The organism is Bradyrhizobium sp. 1(2017) (genome assembly GCF_011602485.2).
GTDB lineage: Bacteria > Pseudomonadota > Alphaproteobacteria > Rhizobiales > Xanthobacteraceae > Bradyrhizobium.
Map to the genome: position 1 here is coordinate 17,963 of NZ_CP050022.2, position 23,670 is coordinate 41,632.

Consider the following 23,670-nt stretch of genomic DNA (forward strand, 5'->3'; position numbering starts at 1 on the left):
ATTCTCGCTGCGCAGACGGTGCACCCTCGCCCCTTGTGGGAGAGGGTGGATGCGCGAAGCGCAGCCGGATGAGGGGTCTCTCTCCGCGAGTCCAGCTCTCAGCTGAATGCGCGGAGAGAGACCCCTCATCCGGCGCTTCGCGCCACCTTCTCCCACAGGGGGAGAAGGAAGAAAGACGCGCTTGTCGCTCCGCTCCTATCATCCATCACCGCGCCCCCGCCATCTTCCCCTTCTCGCGCGTTGCCGCCACGACATCACGCACCAGATCGAACACGCCGTCGGCTTCCGGCGGCCCGTTCGGCGAACGGCCGAGGCGCACGATCACCAGCTTCTCCGAGGGGATCACGATCGTGTACTGCCCGATGGTCCCCTTGGCGAAGAAGGCATCGCGCGGCCAGCCGTGCTTGACGCGAAATCTTGCGCCAAGGCTGTCGCCCTGGTTGGTCCAGAAACCGGCGCCGACGCCGACCCAGGCATTCGGCGTGGGCGAGGACGAATAGCTCACCCATCCCTCGGGCAGAATGCGCTTGCCGCCGGCGACGCCGTCGTTGAGATAGAGCTGGCCGAAGCGCGCCCAGTCGCGCGCAGAGGCCAGCATCTCGCCGGAGCCCTCGATCGTGCCCGAAGCGTCGAGCTGAAGCGTGACATGGCGCATGCCGAGCGGGGCGAACAATTCGCGGCGCGCGAAGCGGAGCGCATCGGCGGGATTGCCGCCTGCGGCATCGCGCAGAAGATGCGCGAGAATGAGGAAGTTGCCGTCGTGATAATTCCACGCCGTGCCCGGCGCGGTCGCAAGCGGCGCGCGCTCGGCAAAGCTCGCCATATCGACCTCGGCGAATTTCATCGTGTTGACTGGTTCGAGCACCGAGCCGAGCGAGGCCTGCAACGAGCTGCCGAGCGCGAGGCCGGCGGTGTGACGCAGCAACTGGTCGACGGTGATGACGTGACGCGGATCGTTCGGATCTTTCCAGGCGGCGACCGGCGCGGGGGCGTCGAGCTTCAACTTGCCCTGGCCCACGAGAATACCCGTCAGTGCAGACATCACCGACTTCGTCATGGAGAAACCGAGCAGCTGCGTCTCCGGTCCGATGCCGTCGGCATAGCGCTCGGCGATGATGCGGCCGGCCTTCATGACGACGATCGCGCGGGTGCGGCGATAAGGCGGCTGCGGGGGCTCGGCGAAGGCGCGGTCGAGCGCAGCTGTCAGGCCCTCGCTTTGTGAAGGCACGATCCCGGGGCCGATATCAGCGAGCAGCGCGGGCTGCTTGTCGTCAGGCGGCAGCGCGACGTCGACGAGCCCCTGGCTGTGCTCGAGCGTGCAGCCAAGTCCTTCGCGATAGACGGCATGGCTGCGACCGAGGCCGAACAGCGTCACCGTGACGTCCTTGCGCGTGCGATCGACCTGAAAGTCCATCGCCCAGGTGAGCAAACCCGCGCCCGGCATCGCGTTGGTGGTCTCGGCGAGATTGCGCCCGGGATCGAGGCCGGAGACGAACGTCTCGGAGCACAGGATGTCCGCGACGAAGCCGGTCGCGACCTTCGGCACGTCGCGGGCCCGGGCAACGCCGAGCGCGAGGCCGGCACAGGCGATGGCGGTGGTGGCGAGGACGATCTTGCGGCGAGGGGTCACGGGCTGTCTCCGGCTTCGAGGGCGAGTGCGGAGAGCAGGCGGGATGCCGGCGATACGCGCTCGCCGGATTTGAAAAACGACCTCGCCGAAAGTGATCGGGGCTAACCGATTTCAAAATTCTTACATGATTTCAACGGTCGAAAGTCTAGACCGTATCAGCCTTGAGCCGCCGATATTCCGTCGGCGTGACCCCGGTCGCCGCCTTGAAGGCGCGGTTGAACGGACCCAGCGACTGGAAACCGGCGTCCATCGCGATGGTGATGACGGGAACCTCGGCCTGGGTGGGATCGGCCAGCGCGGCCTTGGCCTCCTCGATCCGGTGATTGTTCAGGAACACATTGAAGTTGCGATAGCCGAGCCGCTGGTTGATCAGCCGTCGCAGCCGGTATTCGGGAATTTTCAGACGGCCCGCCAGCGCGCCGATGGTAATGTTCTCCTGGCGATAGATGCGCTCGTCCGCCATCAGGCGCATCACGGCGTCGACGAGCTTTTGATCGGCGGCGTCCTCGGCCGCAGGCGGACTGAAAACGATCGGCAGTGCGGGCTCCGCCGCAGCCGGAAACAGATCCGCCCCGTCAACGCGCATCATCGCATAGACGATCGCCGCGACGGTGCAGGCGAGCACGCCGGCATTGATGGTTTCGGCGACAGCGCCGACATGGTGGCCGGCGACGGCGATCTGGAGCACCGCGTTCAGCCCGCCATAGAGCGCGGTTGCGCAGACGATGAAGACGCGAACGCGGCGGCGGCGCTCGACCAGGTCGGCCGGCCAGGAGGCGATCATCTGCCCGACCGCAAGCGCGATGAAACCGAGCACGATCAGGTTGACCACCGTCACCGAAAACCGCACATGGCCGCTGGGTGCAATCCAGACGCAGCCTGCGAAGCTGAAGGCCGTCACCAGCGCCCAGATCAAACCGTGCCACCAGCGGAGGCGAAACTCGTCGTCGAACAGGGCGCGCGTGAACAGCCAGAACACCACGATGGTGCCGGTCGACAGCGCGATCAGCGGTGCATGCCAGAGCGGGATCCGCGACGTGACATCCAACGAATAGCTCACAACGTGCGCGAGCGTACTCAGAACGAAGGCCGCGCCGAGGCGAGCCGCGAGCACTTTGCGAAAGTCGCGCAGCAGCGACAGGGCCAGCATCAGCAGCAGCGCGACGCTGGCGGCGCGAAAGGCAAGCTCGGTTGCGGCAAGGGTCATCGGGCGATGCGATCGGCGGCGGTCGAATTCCGCCGAACATCGTTCGTTGCGCCGATTTTTTCAAGGACCATCCGTCCACCAGGGTTAGCGGCGGCTCACACTCCGCTGTCATCACCCGGCCAATGCCCGCAACTGCGCGCTGGCCGGGGCATGACGGCGGCGTATGTGGCCAGGCTTTGTCGCGACGGCGATGCGAATTGCTGCTACCATCGCCTTCAAGAAAGTCAAAAGGAGTTCACCATGAGCTGGCAACCCTCGAACGACCCCGTGCTCGGCGATCCCATGTCCTGCGATGCGCTCGATCTCGTCATCGTGCCGCGCACGCGCGATCTCGGCGACGGATTCGCGGTGCGCCGGGCGCTGCCGCATGGCAAGCGACAGATGGTCGGGCCCTTCATCTTCTTCGATCATTTCGGACCGGTGCAATTCGTTTCCGGCAAGGGCATGGACGTGCGGCCGCATCCGCATATCGGGCTCGCCACCGTGACCTATCTGTTCGACGGCGCGATCATGCATCGCGACAGCGAGGGCAATGTCCAGGAGATCGCGCCCGGCGCGATGAACCTGATGACGGCGGGACGCGGCATCGCGCATTCGGAACGCACGCCGGATGCGCAGCGCGCCTCCGGCCAAAAAATGCTGGGCCTGCAGAGCTGGATCGCGCTGCCGGCCGGTTCGGAAGAGATCGCACCATCGTTCCAGCATTATGCCGCGGGCGACCTGCCGATGATCTCCGAGCGCGACTTCACCGCACGGGTGATCGCAGGCTCCGCCTTCGGCATCGCCTCGCCCGTGTCGATGGTGTCGCCCTGGTTCTATACCGAGGTCACGGCGGTGGCGGGCGCGAGCGTGCCACTCGACCCCGACCATGAGGAGCGCGCGATCTACGTCGTCGATGGCGAGGTCGAGATCGCGAACGAGCGCTATGAGGGGCCGCGGCTCCTGATCTTCCGCCCCGGCGACCGCATCACCGTGAAGGCGCTCAAGGCGACGCGGATGATGTTTCTCGGCGGCGATGCACTGGAGGGCCCGCGCCACATCTGGTGGAATTTCGTCTCCTCCAGCAAGGAGCGGATCGAGCAGGCCAAGCAGGACTGGAAAACCGGCCGCTTCGCCGCAGTTCCGCAGGAACATGAGTTCATTCCGCTGCCGGAATAGGCTAATCCGGTCTCCGCCCGCGCCATCAGACGCGGCCGGATGTCCTGCGCGAAGGCTTTGCCGATGACCACCATGCTCTCCAGCGACCTGCCGCTCCCCAAGATCGGACGCGGCAAGGTGCGCGATATCTACGCCGTCGACGACGACCGCCTGCTGCTTCTCACCACCGACCGCATCAGCGCCTTCGACGTCGTGATGGGCGAGACCATCCCGATGAAGGGCGCGGTGCTGACTCAAATCAGCGCGTGGTGGTTCAACGAGCTCGAAGGCGTGGTGCCGCATCACATGATCAGCGCCGACACCGACGCGATTGTCGCGGCCGTGCCGGCCTTGAAGCCGCACCGCGCGGAGATTCTCGGCCGCGCCATGCTTTGCAAGCGCACCACCGTCTTCCCGATCGAATGCGTGATCCGCGGCTATCTCTCGGGCTCGGCCTGGAAGGAATATGCCGCGAGCGGCACGCTGGCCGGCGAGAAGCTGAAAGCCGGCCTCGTCGAGAGCGAAAAGCTCGAGCCCGCCATCTTCAGCCCCGCGACCAAGGCCGAGAGCGGCCATGACGAAAACATCACCATCGCGAAGATGCGGACGGTCGTCGGCGAGGAGGTCGCCTACGCGCTGGAGAGCATGACGCGCGCGATCTACACGCTCGGCGAGGAGCTCGCCCGCGAGCAGGGCATCATCATCGCCGACACCAAGTTCGAGTTCGGCCGCGACAAGGACGGCCGCATCATCCTGATCGACGAGGTGATGACGCCGGATAGCTCGCGCTTCTGGGCGGTGGATTCCTACAAGCCCGGCCAGCCGCAGGCGAGCTTCGACAAGCAACCCCTGCGCGACTATCTCGATGCCGAACGCCGCGCCGGTCGCTGGAACGGCGACGCCCCCCCGCCGCCGCTGCCCGCGAGCGTGGTGGAGGCGACCAGCAAAAGATATCTGGAAGCGTATCGGCGCGTGACGGGGAAAGAGCTGAAGATCTAAGCCTAGCCACCTCGTCTCGCTCCGTCATTGCGAGGAGCTCTTGCGACGAGGCAATCCAGGCTACCCCTGCGGAAAGATTCTGGATTGCTTCGCTGCGCTCGCGATGACGTGGAGAGGCCGGGTGCGCCTCTCCGGCGCTGCCATCGCTCACATTTGCGATGACAACAGCGCCTCACACACCCGCCATCATCACGTATTTGATCTCGACATATTCTTCCATGCCGTGACGCGAGCCTTCGCGGCCGAGGCCGCTTTCCTTGACGCCGCCGAAGGGCGCGACTTCGGTGGTGATGAGGCCGGTGTTGACGCCGACCATGCCCGACTCCAACGCTTCGGCGACGCGCCAGACGCGGCCGAGATCGCGGGAGTAGAAGTATGAAGCCAGGCCGAACGGCGAGGCGTTGCACATCGCGATGACGTCGGCCTCGTCCTTGAAGCGGATCACCGGCGCGAGCGGGCCGAAGGTCTCCTCCTGCGACACCAGCGAATCCGGCTTGACGTCGGCCAGCACCGTCGGCTCGAAGAACGAGCGTCCGAGCTCGCTGCGCTTGCCGCCGGTGACCACCTTGGCGCCGCGCTTGACGGCATCGGCGATGTGGCGTTCGACCTTGTCGATCGCCTTCATGTTGATCAGCGGGCCCTGCGTGACGCCGCCCTCGGTGCCGTCGCCGATCTTCATCGCCGCGACCTTCTTCGACAGCTTCTGCACGAACTCGTCGTAGATCTTGTCCTGGGCGTAGATGCGGTTGGCGCAGACGCAGGTCTGGCCCATGTTGCGGTATTTCGAGACGATGGCGCCTTCGACCGCGGCGTCGATGTCGGCATCGTCGAACACCACGAACGGCGCGTTGCCGCCGAGCTCGAGGCCGAGCCGCTTCACGCCGACGGAGGCCTGCTGGTAGAGGATCTTGCCGACTGCGGTCGAACCGGTGAAGCCGACGAAGCGCACGGCCGGATGCTCGCACAACACCTTGCCGATCGGCGGCGCATCGCCGGTGATGATGTTGAGCACGCCCTTGGGGATGCCGGCCTTCTCGGCGAGCACGGCCAGCGCGAGCGCCGACAGCGGCGTTTCATTGGCGGGCTTGAGCACCACGGTGCAGCCGGCCGCAAGCGCCGGCGAGACCTTGCGGGTGATCATCGAGTTCGGGAAATTCCACGGCGTGATCGCACCGCAGACGCCGATCGGCTGCTTGATGGCGAGCAGGCGAGCATCGGCGCGCTGGGTCGGAATGGTCTCGCCATAGACGCGGCGGGCCTCTTCCGCGAAAAACTCGATATAGGCGGCGCCGATGTCGACCTCGCCGAGCGCCTCGGTGAGCGGCTTGCCCTGTTCGGAGGTGAGGATCAGCGCGAGATCCTCGCGGTTGGCAATGATCAGCTCGAACCATTTGCGCAGGATGTTGGAGCGCTGTTTTGCGGTGTGCTTGGCCCATGCCGGGAACGCGCGCTCGGCGGCCTCGACCGCCTTGGTCGTGTCATCCGCACCGAGCTGCGGAACCTTCGCGAGCTCGACGCCGGTGGCGGGATTGTTCACCGCGAAGACCGGAGTGCCGACCCAGGCGCCGTCGATATAGCAGGCCTCCTTCAGCAGCGATGGGTCCTTCAGCCGGTCGCGCAGGGTGGCGGTGGCTTGAGGGGCGCGAGCGGCGGCGGTCGGTGTCATGGCGGTACTCCCTGGGGCGATCGGATCGGCCCGGAATATAGGAGCAAGCGGCGCGCAATGCACCGCCTCACAATGCACATCTGCTGGGAGCTAAGCTGACAGCGGCCTTAGGCCGCGCCGCTCATATAGGTCTCGCGCCGGCCGATCATGCGCTCGGCCGCGGCCTTGGCATCGGCCTTCGAGGACGTCGCGCACGTCCGGTATTCGAGATCGGGAACGTCGGAGGTGTCGCGGCGGCCGAACCAGTTCTTCGAGCCGACCGGCAGCAGCGCCAGGGACTGCGCCAGATTATCGACCGCACCGAAGGAATAGAGCGCGCCGGTGCCGGCGATGCGAACCTCGTAAATGCCGGGCGAGATCGGCGCCTCCAGATTGTCGCCCCGTCCAGGACGGGGATAGCGCTTCCATTCACTCCAGGTCGAAATCATCTAAAGCCCCCTCGCGGCCGACCAGCGGCCGCCAAATTTGCATCAAGTCTTAACGTCACGGCCGATTTGGCCGCATGCTGAAACGTCGCAACGCACAAAATGTTTCAAGTGATTCAAGCAGGTGAAACATAACGCCCGCGCCCATCCACGGTCACGGCGAGTTGCGGCCATCCACCGCAGATTGTGCCGGAGTGTTGCAGTTCAGCCTCCCTGTCGTCCTGCGCCGGGGGCGGACCGTCAAGTCACGACATCGCGACCATCGCGCGCATCTGGACGCGCTTGCCGCGCGGGGCGTGCGGGAGGACAATCGATCACTTCCAACAATAATCAAACCGGAGGAAACACGATGCAAAGCCGAGCTCAGATCGACGAGGTTCTGCGCCAGAAGAGCGACGCCAAGGAAATTCCCGGCGTCGTCGCCATCGCCGCCCGCGGCAACGACGTGCTGTATCAGGGCGCGTTCGGCAAGCGCGACCTGTCGAAGCCCGATGCGATGACCGCGGACAGCGTGTTCTGGATCGCATCGATGACGAAGGCGGTGACGACGGCGGGCGCGATGCAGCTGGTCGAGCAGGGCAAGCTGTCGCTGGATACGCCGATCGGCAAGGTGCTGCCCGATCTCGCCAAGCCGCAGGTGCTTGAAGGGTTCGATGCCAAGGGCGAAGCGAAGCTGCGGCCGGCGAAGGGGGAGATCACGCTGCGCCAGCTCATGACCCACACCGCCGGCTTCTGCTACAACATGTGGAACGGCGATCTCGCGGTCTATCTGGACAAGACCGGCATTCCCGCCATCACCACCTGCCAGAACGCGGCGCTGAAGACGCCGATCATGACCGACCCCGGCACGCGCTGGGAATACGGCACCAATATCGATTTCGTCGGCAAGGCAGTGGAGGCCGTCAGCGGCAAGCGGCTCGATGCTTATTTGCGCGACAATCTCTTCGCGCCGCTCGGCATGGGCGACACCGGCTTCAAGATCACCGACGACATGCGCAAGCGCCTCGTCGGCATGCATGCGCGCGGCGAAGACGGCCAGCTCGCATCGATCCCGTTCGAGCTCGAGCAGAACCCGGAATTCCACATGGGCGGCGGCGGCCTCTACTCGACTGCGGCCGACTACATCAAGTTCACGCAGATGATCTTGAACAAGGGCCGCGGCAACGGCAACCAGGTGCTGAAGGCCGAGACGGTCGCGACGATGGGGCAGAACCACATCGGCGACCTCGCCATGGGCAAGATGACCACTGCGGCGCCGATGTACACCAACGACGTCGATCTCTATCCGGAGCAGGTGAAGAAGTGGGGCCTCAGCTTCATGATCAACACCGCCAAGACGGCGGAAGGGCGCAGCGCAGGCAGCCTCGCCTGGGCGGGCCTCGCCAACACCTATTACTGGATCGATCCTGCGCGCGACGTCACCGGCGTGATCCTGATGCAGCTGTTGCCGTTCGGCGACGCGAAATGCCTGGAGGCGTTCGCGGGATTCGAGCGCGGGGTCTATGCCGGGCTCGATGCCGCCGGGAGCGGGCAGAAGGCGGCGTGAGGAACTGAGTGCTCTCGCCACGCGTCATGGCCGGGCGTGTCCCGGCCATCCACGCTCGCCTCGCGGCACCAAGAACGTGGATGCCCGGGACAAGCCCGGGCATGACGGCCGAAAAGGATCAAGCTGCTCATTCCATGACGAAAGGATTTCGACTTGGCTGATAAAGCGGACAGCTACGTTTGCGGCATCTCGGACGCGCCATTGCTCGGCGACACCATCGGCCGGAGTCTCGACCAGGCCGCCCAGCGCTGGGGCAACCGCGAGGCGCTGATCTCGCCCAGCCACGGCGTGAGATGGACATGGTCGGAATTCGCCGAACGGGTCGATGCGCTCGCCGCCGGCTTTCTCGCGCTCGGGCTCGAGCGGGGACAGCGGATCGGCATCTGGTCGCTGAACCGGCCGGAATGGACGCTGACCCAGTTCGCCGCCGCCAAGGCCGGCCACATCCTGGTGACGATCAATCCGGCCTATCGCTTGAGCGAGCTGGAATTTGCGCTTCGCAAGGTCGGCTGCGCGGCGATCGTCACCGCGACGGCATTCAAGACCAGCAACTACATGGAGATGCTCAACACGTTGTTGCCGGAGCTGTCCGCCGCCAAGCCCGGGCAGTTGCATGCAGCACGGCTGCCCGCCCTTCGCAACGTCATCCAGATCGGCGGCCCGGCCGCGCCAGGCACGATTGCTTTCGAAGAGATCGCGGGTATGGGCGGCGACCGGCACCGTCAGCAGCTGGTCGCGCTCGGCCAGCAGCTTCAGTTCGACGACCCCGTCAACATCCAGTTCACCAGCGGCACGACCGGATCGCCCAAGGGCGTGACGCTGACCCATCACAACATCCTCAACAACGGCTATTTCGTCGGCCGCGCGATGCGCCTCACCGAGAAGGACCGCATCTGCATTCCGGTGCCGCTCTATCATTGCTTCGGCATGGTCATGGGCAACCTGGCCTCCGTGACGCTCGGCGCCGCAATGGTTTATCCCGGCGAGGGTTTCGACCCCCTCACGACGCTGCGCACGATCGAACAGGAAAAGTGCACGGCGCTGTACGGCGTGCCGACGATGTTCATCGCCGAGCTCGATCACCCCGAATTCGCCAGCTTCGACCTGAAGTCGCTGCGGACCGGCATCATGGCCGGGGCACCCTGCCCGATCGAGGTGATGAAGCGCGTCAACAGCGACATGAACATGCGGGAGGTTACGATCGCCTATGGCATGACCGAGACCAGTCCCGTCAGCTTCCAGAGCGCGGTGGACGATCCGCTGGAGCGGCGCGTCTCCACGGTCGGACGGATCCATCCGCATGTCGAGGTCAAGATCGTCGATCTCGAAGGCAAGATCGTCAAGCGCGGCGAACGGGGCGAGCTGTGCACCCGCGGCTACAGCATCATGCTGGGCTATTGGGAAGAGACGGAGAGGACCGCCGACGTGCTCGATGCGAATGGCTGGATGCACACCGGCGACCTCGCCACCATCGACGACGAGGGTTATTGCAACATTGTCGGCCGCATCAAGGACATGGTGATCCGCGGCGGCGAAAACCTCTATCCGCGCGAGATCGAGGAGTTCTTGTACCGTCACCCCAAGATTCAGGACGTGCAGATTTTTGGCGTCGCCGACACCCGTTATGGCGAGGAGCTCTGCGCCTGGATTCGCGTCCGGCCGGGCGAGACGCTGACGGCCGAGGAGGTGCGCGCCTTCTGCGACGGCCAGATCGCCCACAACAAGGTCCCGCGCTACGTCGAATTCGTCGACGAATTCCCGATGACCGTCACCGGAAAAATCCAGAAATTCCTGATGCGCGAGGAAGTGGAGCAGCGGCTGGGGCTGAAGGCCGCGAAGACGGCGTGAGCGGCTGCGTGCTTCCACCACACGACGACTGTCATTCCCCGCAAAGGCCGGGAATCCAGTACGCCGCAGCTTCTCGATGAATCACTGACGTCTCGGAGTGCTGGATCGCCCGGTCCTGGTGCGCAATTGCGCACTGGCCGGGCGATGACAGTTGAGAGTGAGGCAGACGCCTGCCTCCACATCGTCATTGCGAGGAGAGAGGTGCGGCCTCAAACCGTCAGCCCACGCTGCTGGGCCAGCTCCTTCAGCGACACCTGGGGACGGGCGCCGATGTGCTGGATCACTTCGGCGGCCGCGAGCGCGCCGAGTTCGCCGCACTGCTTGTGCGCAAGGTTGCGCGAAAGACCGTACAGGAAGCCGGCGGCGAACAGATCGCCGGCGCCGGTGGTGTCCACCAGTTTCGCGATCGGCGAGGCCGGAGCTGCGACTGCGTCGGTCGGCGTCACCACCACGCAGCCCTTCTCGCTGCGGGTGACGACGCCGAGCTTGACGTCATTGCGCAGCTGCTTCAGCGCGGTGTCGAAATCCGAGGTCATGTAGAGCGAGTGCAGCTCGGACTCGTTGGCGAAGACGATGTCGACGGTGCCGTTGCGCATCAGCCCCAGGAACTCGTCGCGATAGCGGTCGACGCAGAAGGAATCCGACAGCGTCAGCGCCACCTTGCGCTTGGCATCGTGGGCGATCTTGGCCGCCTTGACGAACGCGTCCTTGGCATTCTTGGGGTCCCAGAGGTAACCCTCGAGATAGACGATGCCGGCGGCGGCGATCTCGGCCGGGTCGATGTCGGCCGGCGACAGATCCTGCGCCGCGCCGAGATAGGTGTTCATGGTGCGCTCGCCGTCGCCGGTGACCAGGATATAGGAGCAGCCGGTGGCGGGGCCGTCCTTCGCGGCGGGCGTGTTGAAGGCGACGCCGGCGGCGCGGATGTCGTGGACGTAGAGCTTGCCGATCTGGTCGTCCTTGACCTTGCCGACATAGGCGGCGCGTGCCCCCAGGCTGCCGATGCCGACGATGGTATTGGCGGCCGAGCCGCCCGAAACCTCCGTTGCCGGGCCCATGTCCTTGTAGATGGCCGCGGCCCGCGCCTCGTCGATCAGGGACATGCTGCCCTTGGCCATGCCATGCTTGGCCAGAAAGGCCTCGTCGGTCCTGACCAGCACGTCGAACAGCGCGTTGCCGATGCCGAGAACGTCATATTTCACGTCAGCCATTCACCTTGATCCTGTTTGGCGGATTGCGATCCCTGCGAAAATCCGCTTCCTGTCGGCCTGAAATCTGGCTCGCGGCCTATCACGACCAGCCCTTCGCGGGCAAGCAACGGTATTATGTCGGCGCAATGATCCGCTCCTTCCTGACCGTCTCGACGGGAACGCTGGCCTCGCGGCTGCTGGGCTTTGCGCGCGATTCCCTGATCGCGGCGCTGCTCGGCACCGGCGCGGTGGCGGATGCGTTCCTGGCGGCGTTCCAGCTCGTCAATGTGGTGCGCCGGCTGCTCAGCGAGGGGGCGCTGAATGCGGCGCTGATCCCGGCCTGGCTGCGGATCCGTGACCGCGATGGCGCGGCGGCCGCGGCGGCCTTCGCCGGACGCGTGCTCGGCACGGTCAGCGCGGCCCTGGTCGCGATCTCGATCGGCATCGACCTTGCCATGCCGTTGATCATCATGGTGATCGCGCCGGGATTTTTCGGCAGAAGTACCCTCGATCTCGCCGTGGACAACGCAAGGCTGATGCTGCCTTATCTCGCGTTCGCCGGTCCCGTCACTGTGCTGATGGGACTGCTCAACGCGCAAGGGCGCTTTGCCCTCACCGCGTTCTCGCCGCTGCTCTTCAACATCGCGCTGATTGCCGCGATCGCGGTGCTGCTCGTCTGGGACGCCGATGCGGCCCTCGCTGCGTGGATGCTGGCCGCCACCGTCGGCATCGCCGGCCTGCTGCAATTGCTGATGCTGCTGTCGCAACGAAGCGCGCGCCTCGCGACGCCGCTGCGCGTCAGCCTCGACCAGGAGATGCGGGCGTTTTTTGCCAAGGCTATCCCCGGCATGATCGCAAGCTCGGGCCCGCAATGGCTGATGGTGGCGGGGGCGATCATCGCCTCGGCGACGCCCTCCGCGGTGTCCTGGCTCTATTTTGCCAACCGCCTGATCGAGCTGCCGCTCGGCATCGTCGGGGTCGCGATGGGTACGGTGCTGGTGCCGGAGCTGACCCGTGCCGTCGCGAGCGGCGACCGCGATGCGGTCGCGCATGCCGAATCCCGCGCGCTGGAGCTTGCGACCGGGCTGGCGCTGCCGGCCACGCTCGGCCTGATCGTGCTGGCCGAGCCGATCGTGCGGCTGTTGTTCGAGCATGGCGCCTTCGGCGCGCAGGACAGCGCGGCAACGGCGCACGCGCTGATGTGGCTGGCGCTTGGCCTGCCGGCGCATGTGCTGATCAAGGCACTTTCTCCTGCCTTCTACGCCCGCAGCGACACGATGACGCCGCTGCTCGCGACCGCCAAGGGCTTCGTGGTGACGGTCGTGCTCGCGGTTCTGCTCGGCCATCTCCTTGGCGCGAGCGGGATCGCGGCGAGCATCGCGGCCGGCGCCTGGAGCAGCGCGCTCTCGCTGCTCCGCAACGGCACCGCCGCGTTCGGCTTCTCGGCCGACGCGAGCGCCCGCAAGCGGCTGCCGCGGATCGTGCTGGCCGCGATCGGCATGGGCGCCCTGCTCTGGCTGACCACGGGCCTCGTGCCTGCCGGGAGCCATGGCTTCATCAAATTCGTCGCGCTGGGTGTGCAGATCGCGGCCGGGATCGCCGTCTACGGCCTGCTGCTGCAAATCCTCGGCGCGGCCTCCTGGCGCGAGGCGGTTAACGCGTTGCAGCGGCCCGGCTGAGCCGCGCCCGGCGAAATACCCTTGACGGGGCAGCGCCGCTGTTGGAAACGACGGCCATATCTTCCAGGAAAGCTGACCATGCCATTCGTTGAACGGGTCTTTTCGGGCGTCCAGCCGACGGGCAATCTGCATCTCGGCAATTATCTCGGCGCGATCGTCAACTTCGTGAAGATGCAGGAAACCCACAACTGCATCTATTGCGTCGTCGACATGCACGCGATCACGCAAGGCGTCGACGTCTGGGGCGGACCGGCGGTGCTCAGCCGCAGCACCCGCGAGGTGACGGCGGCGTTCATCGCGGCAGGCATCGATCCGAAGAAGCACATCGTGTTCAACCAGAGCCAGGTCTCGGGCCATGCCGAGCTCGCCTGGATCTTCAACTGCGTCGCGCGCATGGGCTGGCTCGGCCGCATGACCCAGTTCAAGGAGAAGGCCGGCAAGGACCGCGAGAACGCATCGGTCGGGCTGTTCGACTATCCCGTGCTGATGGCGGCCGACATCCTGCTGTACCGCGCCACCCACGTGCCGGTCGGAGAGGACCAGAAGCAGCATCTCGAGCTCTCGCGCGACATCGCGCAGAAATTCAACAACGATTTCGGCGATTCCATTCGCGCCCAAGGCGCCGATGACGGCCTGTTCTTCCCGCTGCCGGAACCCCTGATCACGGGCCCGGCGACGCGCGTGATGAGCTTGCGTGACGGCACCAAGAAAATGTCGAAGTCGGACGCGTCCGACAATTCGCGCATCAACCTCACCGACGATGCCGACACCATCGCGCAGAAGATCCGCAAGGCGAAGACCGATCCGGAGCCGCTGCCGACGGAAGAAAAGGGTCTTGAAGCCCGTCCCGAAGCCGACAATCTCGTCGGCATCTTCGCCGCGCTCTCGGGCCGCTCCAAGGCCGAGGTGCTCAGGGATTTCGGCGGCGGCCAGTTCTCCAGCTTCAAGAACGCGCTGGCGGAGCTGTGCGTTACCAAGCTCGCGCCGATTGCCGGCGAGATGAAGCGCCTCGTCGCCGACCCCGGGCACATCGACACCATCCTGAACGATGGCGCCGACCGGGCCCGCGCCATCGCCGACGAGACCATGAAGCTCTCGAAGGACATCGTCGGCTTCATCCGCCGGCGCTGATCGTGGCATCAGGAAAACTCGGCCGGTGCTGCGACGCCGGCCGACGCCCCCTCTCCCAAAGCGGGAGCGAGTGTGGCAGCATGCCGGTTGCGCACACGCCGGGACATGCATGACCAGCAAGCGACTTTGCTTCGAGCCGGGTCACAAGCCCAAATGCCTCGTCATCGTTGACGACACCGCCGAATGGGATCGCGCGGTGTATTACGCCAGCCGCTGGGCGATCCGCGCCGGCGGCGGCGTGGTGATGCTGCGCATCATCGAGCCCGAGCAGCAGAGCCAGGAATGGCTTGGCGTCGCCGACATCATGCGCGCCGAGGCGCAGGAGGCGGCGGAGGCCGCGCTTGACCGCGCCGCCGGGAGAGCCAACGGCATCGCTGCGATCACGCCGGAACGCGTGATCCGGGAAGGCGAAGCGATGGAACAATTGCTGGGGGTGATCGACGAGGACCCTGACATCGCCACGCTGGTGCTGGCGGCCAATCCCGGTGCGGAAGGGCCAGGACCCCTGGTCGCCCTGCTCGCACATGCGGTGGGGACGTTTCCGATCCCCGTGACCATCATTTCCGGCGCGCTGAGCGACGAAAGCGTGGATTCGCTGTCGTAGCCTCTCTTACCCTCCCCTGGAGGGGAAGGGTCGGCCCACATCTGAGCGCAGCGAAGATGAGAGACGGGGTAGGGTGACGGTCTCTCCGCGCTGAACACTGCCCGTGTTGAAAGATCACCCCACCCCGCTCGCGCTGCGCGCGATCGACCCTCCCCCCTCCAGGGGAGGGTAAGAGCGAACCTAACCCGCTGATATAACAACGAAACACCCGCCTCACCCCTTGATCGTGCGTTCCCCGTCGCCATCTGCTAGTGGATAGGACAACGCGCCGGCCTTGAACCGGCGACGTCTGGAGAAAACCATGTTCATTCAAACCGAAGCCACCCCCAATCCCTCCACGCTGAAGTTCATTCCCGGCCGCGTCGTGGTCGACGGCAGCCCGATGGAATTTTCGAGCCGCGAAGCCGCCACGCGCTCGCCGCTGGCCGAAAAGCTGTTCGACGTGCCCGGCGTCACCGGCGTGTTCTACGGATCGGATTTCATCACCGTCACCAAGGCGAACGGTGAATGGCAGCAGCTCAAGCCCGCGATCCTCGGTGCGATCATGGAGCATTACATGTCCGGCGCGCCGCTGCTCGCCGACGGCACGGCCAGCAGCGATGTCGACCTCGACGACGAGAACGAGTTCTTCGACGAGGCGGATGCCGAGACGGTCGACATGATCAAGGACCTGATCGAGACCCGGGTGCGGCCGGCGGTCGCCAATGACGGCGGCGACATCACCTTCCGCGGCTTCAAGGACGGCATCGTCTATCTCAACATGAAGGGCGCCTGCTCCGGCTGCCCGTCATCGACCGCGACGCTTCAGCACGGCATCCAGAACCTGCTCAAGCATTTCGTGCCTGATGTGGTCGAAGTCCGGCCGATGTAAAAGGTGCCGCAGGGTGGGCAAAGCGGAGCGTGCCCACCTTCTCTGCCATGAGATAAAGGAGGTGGACACGGCGCAAGCGCGCCTGTGCCCACCCTACGAGATCTCGCTACGCCGCTTGCCCAATGCTCGCGGCCTCCTGCGCGGCCTTGCGCATGTTGGCCGACATCTCGCTGGTGACGGTGCTCTGCTCCTCGACGGCCGCTGCCGTTGAGGACACGTACTCGCTAACGCCCTGGATCGCGCTCTTGATTGCATCCAGCGCGCCGACGACGTCGACCGAGATGCCGTTGAGATTGCCGATCTCCTGCTCGATCCGGTCGGCGGCCTGCTTGGCCTGATTGGCGAGATTCTTCACCTCCGACGCCACCACCGCGAAGCCGCGACCGGCCTCGCCTGCCCGCGCGGATTCGATGGTGGCATTCAGCGCCAGCAGGTTGATCTGCCCGGTGATATTTCCGATGAGCTGCACGATCATGCTCATCGACTCCGCCGCCCGCGTCAGACGGTGCGCCTGCTGATCCGCCGCCTCGACGCGATCGACCGCGGTTGATGCGGTCTCGCGCGAGCGCGCCATCGCCTCCGCGATCTCGCGCACCGACGCGTTCAGCTCCTCGGCGCCGGCCGCGACCGTTTCCATCATGTCGCGCACCGTCTCGCTGCGCTTGCGCGCGATCACCTGGGCGGTGGTATCGGATGCGTATTTCACGACCTTGAACGGTTGGCCGTTGAGATCGCGGATCGGATTGTAGGACGCCTGAATGAAGACCTGCCGTCCGCCCTTGCCGACGCGTTGATATTCGCCGGACTGGAATTCACCGGCGTTCAGCCTAGCCCAGAAGGCGCGATAGGCATCGCCATCGCGCTCCTCATTGCTCACGAACATGCTGTGGTGCTTGCCGACGATCTCGGACAACGTGTAGCCGAGCGCGCCGAGAAAGTTCTCGTTGGCGGTCAGGACCTTGCCGTCCATGCTGAACTCGATCACGGCCTGCGACTTGCCGATCGCCTCGATCTGCCCGGCAAAATTCGCGTTCGACAGCTTCTGCGCGCTGACGTCGGTGGCGAACTTCACCACCTTGAATGGCTTGCCGGCATCGTCGAGAATCGGATTGTAGGACGCGAGGATCCAGACCTCCTTGCCGCCTTTGCCAAAGCGCTTGTACTCGCCGGACCGGAATTCGCCGCGCGCGAGCCTCGCCCAGAATTCGCGATAGGCCGCGCCATCGCGCTCGCCGGCGCCGACGAAGATGCTGTGATGCCGGCCCTCGATCTCGTCGAGCCGGTAGCCCACCGCGCTCAGGAAGTTCTCGTTGGCGGTGATGATGGTGCCGTCGAGATTGAATTCGATCACCGCCTGCGCCCGGCCGATCGCGGAGATCTTCCCGGCATCCTCGAGGCTGCGCAACTTGCGCGCCGTGATGTCGGTGGCGAATTTGACGACCTTCACGGTCTTGCCGGCGTCGTTGACGATCGGATTGTAGGACGCCTGGATCCAAATCTCGCGGCCGGCCTTGCCAAGCCGCTTATACTCGGCGGACTGATATTCGCCGCGGCCCAGCCGGGCCCAGAACTCGCGATAGTCGGCGCTGCCCCGCTCTTCGGGCGCAACGAACAGGTTGTGGTGCTTGCCCGCGATCTCGTCGAGCCGATAGCCCATCACATCGAGGAAATTCTGGTTGGCCGTGATGATGGTGCCGTCGAGATTGAATTCGATGACCGCCTGCGACTTGCCTAGCGCAATGACCTGAGCCACGGCCTCTCGTGCCGAAGAACCGCTTCGCCAAAAAGACATCAATGAACCTTTCCAAATGACCGACGCCGGCTTGGCTTGATCTGCCAAAGTGCCCGGTCGGAGTCGCCGTTGACTGGCGCGAACCGTGTCATTGGTTTGCTAATGATTATTTAAAATGCCAATATTTCAAATACTTAGCCATCCCTAAGGTTGCAAATCGATGCATTTGCTTCAAAAATGGGGCGCGAAAATCTTGCCGTCTTCGCGTCCACGTAGAATCACGGGGCTGATCGTGCGCTTGTCGAGAAATCAAACTTGCTCTGGTTCGACGGCGGCCCGACCGACTAAGCTGATTCGATGCTGATCCTTGCCATCGATACTGCGCTCGACGCCTGCTCGGCGGCCGTGCTGGACACCGAAACCGCCGAGCTGCGCGCGCTGGAATCGCTGCCGATGAAGCGCGGGCACGCCGAAGCCTTGATGCCGCTGATCGCGCGGGTGATGGGGTCGGCAGAGCTCGGCTTCACCGCGCTCGACCGCATCGCTGTCACCGTCGGTCCCGGAAGCTTCACCGGCCTGCGCGTCGGCATTTCAGCGGCGCGCGGCCTCGCGCTCGCAGCCGGCAAGCCCGCCGTCGGCCTGACCACCTTGTCGGCCTACGCTGCCACCATCGTTGGCCAGAGCCGGTCGGCGCCCGTGATCTCCGCGATCGACGCGCGGCACGACCACGTCTATTTCCAGATCGTCGCCGGCGACGGCAGCCAGCTGGTGCGACCGAAAGTCGCCAGCATCGACGAGGCGATCGCGGCCTCGCAGTTCGGCGCGCCGCATCTGGTCGGAAATGCCGCGAACATCCTCGCCGAGCGCTGGCCGAAGGATGCACCGCAGCCCATCGCAGTCGATGCGCAAGCCGCACCCGACATCGCCTGGGTCGCGTGGCTCGGCGCGGCCGCCAATCCCGACACCACGCCGGCACGGCCGTTTTATCTGAAGGCGCCTGACGCAAAGCCGGCCGCACTGCCGCCGCTCGCACAAGCCGCAAGCTCATGATGAGATGGCTGTCGCAATGGTGGCGCGGCGGCACCGCCGCCGTCGAGCCCGCGTCCGCGCGCGATGCCCCGCGGCTGGCACAGCTTCACGGCGCCTCCTTCGCCCGCGGCTGGGGCGAAGGCGAGTTCGAGAGCATGATCAGCGAACGCAACACGCTGGTGCATCGCCTGCGTCTCGGCCGCAAGACGATCGGCTTTGCGGTGTCGCGGATCGGCGCGGACGAGGCGGAAATCCTCTCGGTCGCGGTCGACCCGAGCCATCGCGGCCGCGGCCTCTCCGGCACGCTGCTGATGACCCATCTCGGCCATCTCGCGGGGCGCGGCGTGCGCACAATCTTTCTCGAAGTCGAAGAAAATAACCAGCCGGCGCGGCGGCTGTACGATCGGGCCGGATTCTTGGTGGTCGGGCGCCGCGAACGCTACTATAAGCAGCCCGACGGGGAACAATTGAACGCTCTTCTGATGCGACGTGACTTGTCGTAACATCGGTGCCAGAAAGCGCCTCCGCCAGGCAGATCATCCTATGACCGCACTGAAACCCTCTTCCGCATCCAAGGCGTCCGGCATCGAGGCGCGCTGTGCCGCCACGGGCATGCGCATGACCGAGCAGCGCCGCGTCATTGCCCGCGTGCTGGCGGAGGCGGTCGATCACCCCGACGTCGAGGAGCTGTATCGCCGCTGCGTCGCCGTCGACGACAAGATCTCGATCTCGACCGTGTATCGCACCGTGAAACTGTTCGAGGATGCCGGCATCATCGAGCGCCATGATTTCCGCGAGGGCCGCGCGCGCTACGAGACGATGCGCGACAGCCATCACGACCACCTCATCAACCTGCGCGACGGCAAGGTGATCGAGTTCACCTCCGAGGAGATCGAGAAGCTCCAGGCGGAGATCGCCCGCAAGCTTGGCTACAAGCTGGTCGATCACCGGCTCGAGCTCTATTGCGTCCCGCTCGACGACGACAAGCCGACGTCTTAAGTGGCATGATCTCCGCGCAAACGCCGTCCGCGCTTGTCGCGCGGGAAAGCCGCTCCACACTTTTCCGGATCATGCCTTAGTGCCCGTCGACCTCATCATCTTCGATTGCGACGGCGTGCTCGTTGACAGCGAGGTGATCTCCTGTCGTGCGCATGCCGATGTGCTGACGCGGCACGGCTATCCGATCACGTCGGAGCAGGTGCTGGTGCGCTTTCTTGGTGTATCCGAGAAAGACGCGCGGCGGATGGTCGAGCAGGAAATCGGCCGCAGCCTCCCGGATGACCTCGAGCAGCAGGTCAATGCGGCGACGCTGCAATTCTACGCGAGCGATCTGCAGCCGATCACGCATGTGGCCGCAGCAATCGCCGCGATCGATCTGCCCAAATGCGTGGCCTCGAGCGGCACACCGGACAAGATCCATCACGGCCTGACATGCGCCGGGCTCTACGACCTGCTCGCCCCGAACATCTTTTCCGCAAGCCAGGTCGCACGCGGCAAACCGGCGCCCGACCTATTCCTGTTTGCCGCCGCGCAGATGAAGGTCGCGCCGGAACGATGCCTGGTGATCGAGGACAGCGTCCCCGGCGTGACGGGCGCGCACGCCGCCGGGATGACCGTGCTGGGCTTTCATGGCGGCGGCCACTGCCCGCCGGGTCACGCCGAAAGGCTGCGGGCCGCGGGAGCCAATCTGACGTTCGACGATATGCGGCAACTGCCGGAGCTGGTCCGGCGAAGCGAGGCAGCCGCCCTGGCGGGCTGATTCTCGCCCTCTTGCCATCATTCCGGGGCACGCGCGACGCGCGAGAACCCGGAATTTCACGCCAAAACCTCTGGATTCCGGGTTCGCGCTGACGCGCGCCCCGGAATGACGGCCAAAAGTGCCCCCTTCGCTGGATTTTCGCCTCTCCAGCCTATATTTGAGGGCCGTCCTCCACCTCCATTTTCGGGTTCCATGACGCCGCCGCGCAAGCTGCACATCAAATCATATGGCTGCCAGATGAATGTCTACGATGCGCAGCGCATGGTGGACACGCTGGCCCCGGAAGGATTCGTGGAGACGGCCAGCGCCGAGGAAGCCGACCTCGTCATCCTCAACACCTGCCATATCCGCGAGAAGGCCTCGGAAAAGGTCTATTCCGAGCTCGGGCGCTTACGCGTCGCCAAGGACGAGGCCGCGCGCGCGGGCCGCGCGATGCAAATCGCGGTCGCGGGCTGCGTGGCGCAGGCCGAGGGTGAGGAGATCGTGCGGCGTGCGCCCGTCGTCGACGTCGTGGTCGGACCGCAGAGCTATCACCACCTGCCCGCGCTGTTGAAGCGCGCCGGCGACGAAGGCCGCGCGATCGAGACTGAATTTCCCGCTCAGGACAAGTTCGGCTTTCTGGCCCAGCCCAGGCCCGACGCGATCCGCGCGCGCGGCATTTCCGCCTTCGTCACGGTGCAGGAAGGCTGCGACAAGTTCTGCACCTTCTGCGTGGTGCCCTATACGCGGGGGTCGGAAGTCTCGCGCCCGGTGGCGAAGATCGTCGACGACGTGAAGCGGCTCGCCGACAACGGCGTGCGCGAGCTCACGCTGATCGGGCAGAACGTCAACGCCTATCATGGCGACGGCCCGGACGGGACAAGCTGGCCGCTCGGCAAGCTGCTGGAATATCTGGCGACGATCCCCGGCATCGCGCGGCTGCGCTATTCGACCAGCCACCCCCGCGACGTCGATGACAGCTTGATCGAAGCTCACCGCGATCTCGATGCCCTGATGCCATTCGTGCACCTGCCGGTGCAGTCGGGCGCGGACCGGATTTTGGCTGCCATGAACCGCAAACATACCGCCGATGATTATCGGCGGGTCGTCGATCGTTTCCGCGCCGCGCGCCAAGACATTGCTTTTTCATCAGATTTTATCGTCGGCTTCCCCGGCGAGAGCGAGCAAGATTTTCTCGCGACCCTCGCGCTTGTCACGCAAATCGGCTACGCTGCGGCTTATTCGTTCAAATATTCCGCCCGGCCGGGAACGCCGGCCGCGGACATGCAGGAGACGGTGTCCCCCGCCGAGATGGACCAGCGATTGGAGCGGCTCCAGGAACTGATCGACAGCCAGCAATCGGCCTTCAACAAGGCTGCGATTGGCGCAACGGTCGATGTGCTGTTCGAGCGTCCGGCCCGCAAGGAGGGCCAGATCGTCGGCCGCACCGCTTACCTCCAGCCAGCTCATGTGATGGCTTCGCCCGACATCATCGGACAAATCCTGCCGGTCCGGATCGACAGCCTCGAGCGCTACAGCTTTCTCGGCGAGCTCGTGACGCCGCGCAATGCGCGCGAGCCCGCTTTATCGCAAGCCACTGGAGCCTGAACCCTTGCCAAAAAGCGCATCGGATTCGTCTTCGTTCGCTCCCAGCCGCAAATTTGACCGCGACATGCAAGTTCCGCCCGAGACCCAGGTCGTCATCGACTTCGACGACAACCGTGCCGCTTCCGCGCTGGTCGGCCCCTACGGCCAGCATCTCGCGCAGATCGAGCGGCGGCTCGGCGTGGTCGTGGACTCCAAGGGCAATCACATCACCATCGGCGGCACGCGCGACGGCTGCGACGCCGCACGCCGCGTGCTGGAGATGCTCTACGCGCAGGCCGTGAAGGGACAGGATCTCGACCAGGGCGAGGTCGAGGGCGCGATCCGCGCCGTGATCGCGCAGGGCTCGCTGTTCGAGTTCGACGCCAAATCGGCCAAATCGACCTTCGACAGCATCAATTTGCGCAAGCGCCCGGTGCGCGCGCGCACGGCCGCGCAGGATTCCTACATCCGCGCGCTGAAACGCCATGAGCTGGTGTTCGGCATCGGCCCCGCCGGCACCGGCAAGACCTGGCTCGCAGTCGCGCATGCCGCGCAGCTGTTCGAGCGCAAGGAGGTCGACAAGATCATCCTGTCGCGTCCGGCGGTGGAGGCCGGCGAGCGGCTCGGCTTCCTGCCCGGCGATCTCCGCGAGAAGGTCGATCCCTATCTGCGTCCGATCTACGACGCGCTCTACGATCTCATGGACGCGCGGATCGTCGAGCGCGCGCTCCAGACCGGCGAGATCGAGATCGCGCCCCTCGCCTTCATGCGCGGCCGCACGCTCACCAACGCCGCCATCATCCTGGACGAGGCGCAGAACACCACGTCGATGCAGATGAAGATGTTCCTGACCCGTCTCGGCGAGAACAGCCGCATGATCGTGACAGGAGATCCCTCGCAGATCGACCTGCCGAACGGTCAGACCTCGGGTCTGGCGGAAGCGACCCGCCTCCTGGGCGGCGTCGAGGGAATTGCCCAAGTTCATTTCAAAGCCGAGGACGTGATCCGCCACGAGCTCGTGGCGCGGATCGTCGCCGCCTACGAAGGTTCGCCGCAGCGGCCGGCCGCCGATAAATCCTGACGGGACAACAACCGGACCCTACGGGCGCGGATACGGCGCCCTTCGTTCCGAACAAACAAGATGTCACATTCGAACTTTCCCATGACCGAGGTCCTCGTCGTCGCCGATTGCTGGCAGAGCGAGCCCGATTCCGAAGCCGTGATCCAGCGCGCGGTTGCGGCCGCCGCCGAGAATGTCGACGAAGACGTTGCCGAGGCAGAAGTGGCCGTGATGCTGACCGATGATGCCGGCATCCGCACCCTCAACAGCAACTGGCGCGGCATCGACAAGCCGACCAACGTGCTGTCGTTTCCCGCGCTGCAGCCTGAAGGCGAGTGGAAGGAAGGCGATGCGCCGCGCATGCTCGGTGACATCGCGATCGCCTACGAGACCATGCGGCGCGAGGCGGACGAGGAACACAAGCCGTTCGAGCATCATCTGAGCCATCTCGCCGTGCACGGCTTCCTGCATCTGATCGGTTACGACCACGAGAACGACGCCGACGCCGAGGAGATGGAAGCGCTGGAGACCGAGATCCTGGCGCATCTCGGCATCCCCGATCCCTATGCAGACCGCCCGGGGACGAACTGA

Annotated in this window: 21 protein-coding genes; 15 read left to right on the forward strand and 6 right to left on the reverse strand. The window is 65.2% G+C overall.

Features of this window, described 5'->3' with window-relative positions:
* Positions 1 to 205 precede the first annotated feature (205 nt).
* Positions 206 to 1,630, reverse strand: coding sequence for a serine hydrolase domain-containing protein (locus tag HAP40_RS00075; protein ID WP_166811911.1), 1,425 nt, complete (start codon positions 1,628 to 1,630; stop codon positions 206 to 208).
* A gap of 145 nt (positions 1,631 to 1,775) precedes the next feature.
* A complete protein-coding gene (locus tag HAP40_RS00080; RefSeq protein WP_166811909.1) occupies positions 1,776 to 2,837 on the reverse strand; it encodes an AraC family transcriptional regulator in 1,062 nt (353 codons plus the stop codon).
* 240 nt (positions 2,838 to 3,077) lie between these two features.
* Here HAP40_RS00080 and HAP40_RS00085 point away from each other — a divergent pair, with 240 nt between their 5' ends.
* Complete coding sequence (locus HAP40_RS00085) at positions 3,078 to 3,995, forward strand: pirin family protein (protein ID WP_166811907.1); 918 nt, start codon at positions 3,078 to 3,080, stop codon at positions 3,993 to 3,995.
* Positions 3,996 to 4,058: 63 nt separating this feature from the next.
* Positions 4,059 to 4,973, forward strand: coding sequence for a phosphoribosylaminoimidazolesuccinocarboxamide synthase (locus HAP40_RS00090; RefSeq protein ID WP_166811905.1), 915 nt, complete (start codon positions 4,059 to 4,061; stop codon positions 4,971 to 4,973).
* Between the two features lie 172 nt (positions 4,974 to 5,145).
* On the opposite strand, the gene HAP40_RS00095 is transcribed toward HAP40_RS00090, so the two are convergent.
* Together HAP40_RS00095 and HAP40_RS00100 are read right to left on the reverse strand one after the other, a co-directional pair.
* Positions 5,146 to 6,639, reverse strand: coding sequence for an NAD-dependent succinate-semialdehyde dehydrogenase (locus HAP40_RS00095; protein WP_166811903.1), 1,494 nt, complete (start codon positions 6,637 to 6,639; stop codon positions 5,146 to 5,148).
* A 107-nt stretch (positions 6,640 to 6,746) separates the two neighbouring features.
* Entirely contained in the window at positions 6,747 to 7,067 is a 321-nt protein-coding gene (locus HAP40_RS00100; protein WP_166811901.1) for a hypothetical protein, read from the reverse strand.
* 346 nt (positions 7,068 to 7,413) lie between these two features.
* On the opposite strand from HAP40_RS00100, the gene HAP40_RS00105 reads away from it, so the two are divergent.
* Both HAP40_RS00105 and HAP40_RS00110 read left to right on the forward strand, forming a co-directional pair.
* The gene (locus HAP40_RS00105) at positions 7,414 to 8,610 is read left to right on the forward strand and encodes a serine hydrolase domain-containing protein (RefSeq protein ID WP_166811899.1); all 1,197 of its coding nucleotides are present in this window, start codon (positions 7,414 to 7,416) and stop codon (positions 8,608 to 8,610) included.
* A gap of 153 nt (positions 8,611 to 8,763) precedes the next feature.
* Positions 8,764 to 10,458, forward strand: coding sequence for an AMP-binding protein (locus tag HAP40_RS00110; protein ID WP_166811897.1), 1,695 nt, complete (start codon positions 8,764 to 8,766; stop codon positions 10,456 to 10,458).
* A gap of 209 nt (positions 10,459 to 10,667) precedes the next feature.
* Here the strand turns inward: HAP40_RS00110 and HAP40_RS00115 are convergent, their stop codons facing one another.
* Positions 10,668 to 11,669: an adenosine kinase gene (locus tag HAP40_RS00115; protein WP_166811895.1), complete on the reverse strand. Its 1,002-nt coding sequence runs from the start codon at positions 11,667 to 11,669 to the stop codon at positions 10,668 to 10,670.
* A 125-nt stretch (positions 11,670 to 11,794) separates the two neighbouring features.
* Here HAP40_RS00115 and murJ point away from each other — a divergent pair, with 125 nt between their 5' ends.
* The 4 genes from murJ to HAP40_RS00135 all read left to right on the forward strand — a co-directional run bounded on the left by murJ (position 11,795) and on the right by HAP40_RS00135 (position 15,933).
* Positions 11,795 to 13,327 carry a murein biosynthesis integral membrane protein MurJ gene (murJ, locus tag HAP40_RS00120; RefSeq protein ID WP_166811893.1) on the forward strand — a complete coding sequence of 511 codons (1,533 nt, stop codon included), beginning with the start codon at positions 11,795 to 11,797 and terminating at the stop codon, positions 13,325 to 13,327.
* Positions 13,328 to 13,405: 78 nt separating this feature from the next.
* Positions 13,406 to 14,458 (forward strand): tryptophan--tRNA ligase, encoded by a 1,053-nt coding sequence (gene trpS, locus HAP40_RS00125; RefSeq protein ID WP_166811891.1) that lies wholly within the window; start codon positions 13,406 to 13,408, stop codon positions 14,456 to 14,458.
* A gap of 109 nt (positions 14,459 to 14,567) precedes the next feature.
* The gene (locus HAP40_RS00130; RefSeq protein ID WP_166811889.1) at positions 14,568 to 15,062 is read left to right on the forward strand and encodes a universal stress protein; all 495 of its coding nucleotides are present in this window, start codon (positions 14,568 to 14,570) and stop codon (positions 15,060 to 15,062) included.
* A 301-nt stretch (positions 15,063 to 15,363) separates the two neighbouring features.
* Entirely contained in the window at positions 15,364 to 15,933 is a 570-nt protein-coding gene (locus tag HAP40_RS00135) for a NifU family protein (protein WP_166811887.1), read from the forward strand.
* Positions 15,934 to 16,039: 106 nt separating this feature from the next.
* On the opposite strand, the gene HAP40_RS00140 is transcribed toward HAP40_RS00135, so the two are convergent.
* A complete protein-coding gene (locus HAP40_RS00140; RefSeq protein ID WP_166811885.1) occupies positions 16,040 to 17,725 on the reverse strand; it encodes a methyl-accepting chemotaxis protein in 1,686 nt (561 codons plus the stop codon).
* A gap of 297 nt (positions 17,726 to 18,022) precedes the next feature.
* On the opposite strand from HAP40_RS00140, the gene tsaB reads away from it, so the two are divergent.
* From tsaB to ybeY, 7 genes are all read left to right on the forward strand, one after another.
* Positions 18,023 to 18,715, forward strand: a complete 693-nt coding sequence (tsaB, locus tag HAP40_RS00145) for a tRNA (adenosine(37)-N6)-threonylcarbamoyltransferase complex dimerization subunit type 1 TsaB (protein WP_166811883.1) — start codon at positions 18,023 to 18,025, stop codon at positions 18,713 to 18,715.
* Complete coding sequence (rimI, locus tag HAP40_RS00150; RefSeq protein ID WP_166811881.1) at positions 18,712 to 19,197, forward strand: ribosomal protein S18-alanine N-acetyltransferase; 486 nt, start codon at positions 18,712 to 18,714, stop codon at positions 19,195 to 19,197. The genes tsaB and rimI overlap by 4 nt, the downstream gene beginning before the upstream one ends.
* Before the next feature lie 40 nt (positions 19,198 to 19,237).
* Entirely contained in the window at positions 19,238 to 19,693 is a 456-nt protein-coding gene (locus tag HAP40_RS00155) for a Fur family transcriptional regulator (protein ID WP_011083619.1), read from the forward strand.
* 79 nt (positions 19,694 to 19,772) lie between these two features.
* Complete coding sequence (locus HAP40_RS00160; protein WP_166811880.1) at positions 19,773 to 20,453, forward strand: HAD family hydrolase; 681 nt, start codon at positions 19,773 to 19,775, stop codon at positions 20,451 to 20,453.
* Positions 20,454 to 20,645: 192 nt separating this feature from the next.
* Positions 20,646 to 22,040 carry a tRNA (N6-isopentenyl adenosine(37)-C2)-methylthiotransferase MiaB gene (miaB, locus tag HAP40_RS00165; protein WP_166811878.1) on the forward strand — a complete coding sequence of 465 codons (1,395 nt, stop codon included), beginning with the start codon at positions 20,646 to 20,648 and terminating at the stop codon, positions 22,038 to 22,040.
* A gap of 64 nt (positions 22,041 to 22,104) precedes the next feature.
* On the forward strand, positions 22,105 to 23,100 hold the full coding sequence (locus tag HAP40_RS00170) for a PhoH family protein (RefSeq protein WP_208024840.1): 996 nt from the start codon (positions 22,105 to 22,107) through the stop codon (positions 23,098 to 23,100).
* A gap of 60 nt (positions 23,101 to 23,160) precedes the next feature.
* Positions 23,161 to 23,670, forward strand: a complete 510-nt coding sequence (ybeY, locus tag HAP40_RS00175) for an rRNA maturation RNase YbeY (protein ID WP_166811874.1) — start codon at positions 23,161 to 23,163, stop codon at positions 23,668 to 23,670.

Coding starts and splice junctions, on each gene's coding strand:
- HAP40_RS00080 (WP_166811909.1), bottom strand. CDS start 2,837: ATGACCCTTGCCGCAACCGAGCTTGCCTTTCGCGCCGCCAGCGTCGCG.
- murJ (WP_166811893.1), top strand. CDS start 11,795: ATGATCCGCTCCTTCCTGACCGTCTCGACGGGAACGCTGGCCTCGCGG.
- HAP40_RS00155 (WP_011083619.1), top strand. CDS start 19,238: ATGACCGCACTGAAACCCTCTTCCGCATCCAAGGCGTCCGGCATCGAG.
- HAP40_RS00140 (WP_166811885.1), bottom strand. CDS start 17,725: ATGTCTTTTTGGCGAAGCGGTTCTTCGGCACGAGAGGCCGTGGCTCAG.
- HAP40_RS00090 (WP_166811905.1), top strand. CDS start 4,059: ATGACCACCATGCTCTCCAGCGACCTGCCGCTCCCCAAGATCGGACGC.
- HAP40_RS00100 (WP_166811901.1), bottom strand. CDS start 7,067: ATGATTTCGACCTGGAGTGAATGGAAGCGCTATCCCCGTCCTGGACGG.
- HAP40_RS00085 (WP_166811907.1), top strand. CDS start 3,078: ATGAGCTGGCAACCCTCGAACGACCCCGTGCTCGGCGATCCCATGTCC.
- rimI (WP_166811881.1), top strand. CDS start 18,712: ATGATGAGATGGCTGTCGCAATGGTGGCGCGGCGGCACCGCCGCCGTC.
- HAP40_RS00130 (WP_166811889.1), top strand. CDS start 14,568: ATGACCAGCAAGCGACTTTGCTTCGAGCCGGGTCACAAGCCCAAATGC.
- HAP40_RS00170 (WP_208024840.1), top strand. CDS start 22,105: ATGCAAGTTCCGCCCGAGACCCAGGTCGTCATCGACTTCGACGACAAC.
- ybeY (WP_166811874.1), top strand. CDS start 23,161: ATGTCACATTCGAACTTTCCCATGACCGAGGTCCTCGTCGTCGCCGAT.
- HAP40_RS00115 (WP_166811895.1), bottom strand. CDS start 11,669: ATGGCTGACGTGAAATATGACGTTCTCGGCATCGGCAACGCGCTGTTC.
- tsaB (WP_166811883.1), top strand. CDS start 18,023: ATGCTGATCCTTGCCATCGATACTGCGCTCGACGCCTGCTCGGCGGCC.
- miaB (WP_166811878.1), top strand. CDS start 20,646: ATGACGCCGCCGCGCAAGCTGCACATCAAATCATATGGCTGCCAGATG.
- HAP40_RS00105 (WP_166811899.1), top strand. CDS start 7,414: ATGCAAAGCCGAGCTCAGATCGACGAGGTTCTGCGCCAGAAGAGCGAC.
- HAP40_RS00095 (WP_166811903.1), bottom strand. CDS start 6,639: ATGACACCGACCGCCGCCGCTCGCGCCCCTCAAGCCACCGCCACCCTG.
- trpS (WP_166811891.1), top strand. CDS start 13,406: ATGCCATTCGTTGAACGGGTCTTTTCGGGCGTCCAGCCGACGGGCAAT.
- HAP40_RS00135 (WP_166811887.1), top strand. CDS start 15,364: ATGTTCATTCAAACCGAAGCCACCCCCAATCCCTCCACGCTGAAGTTC.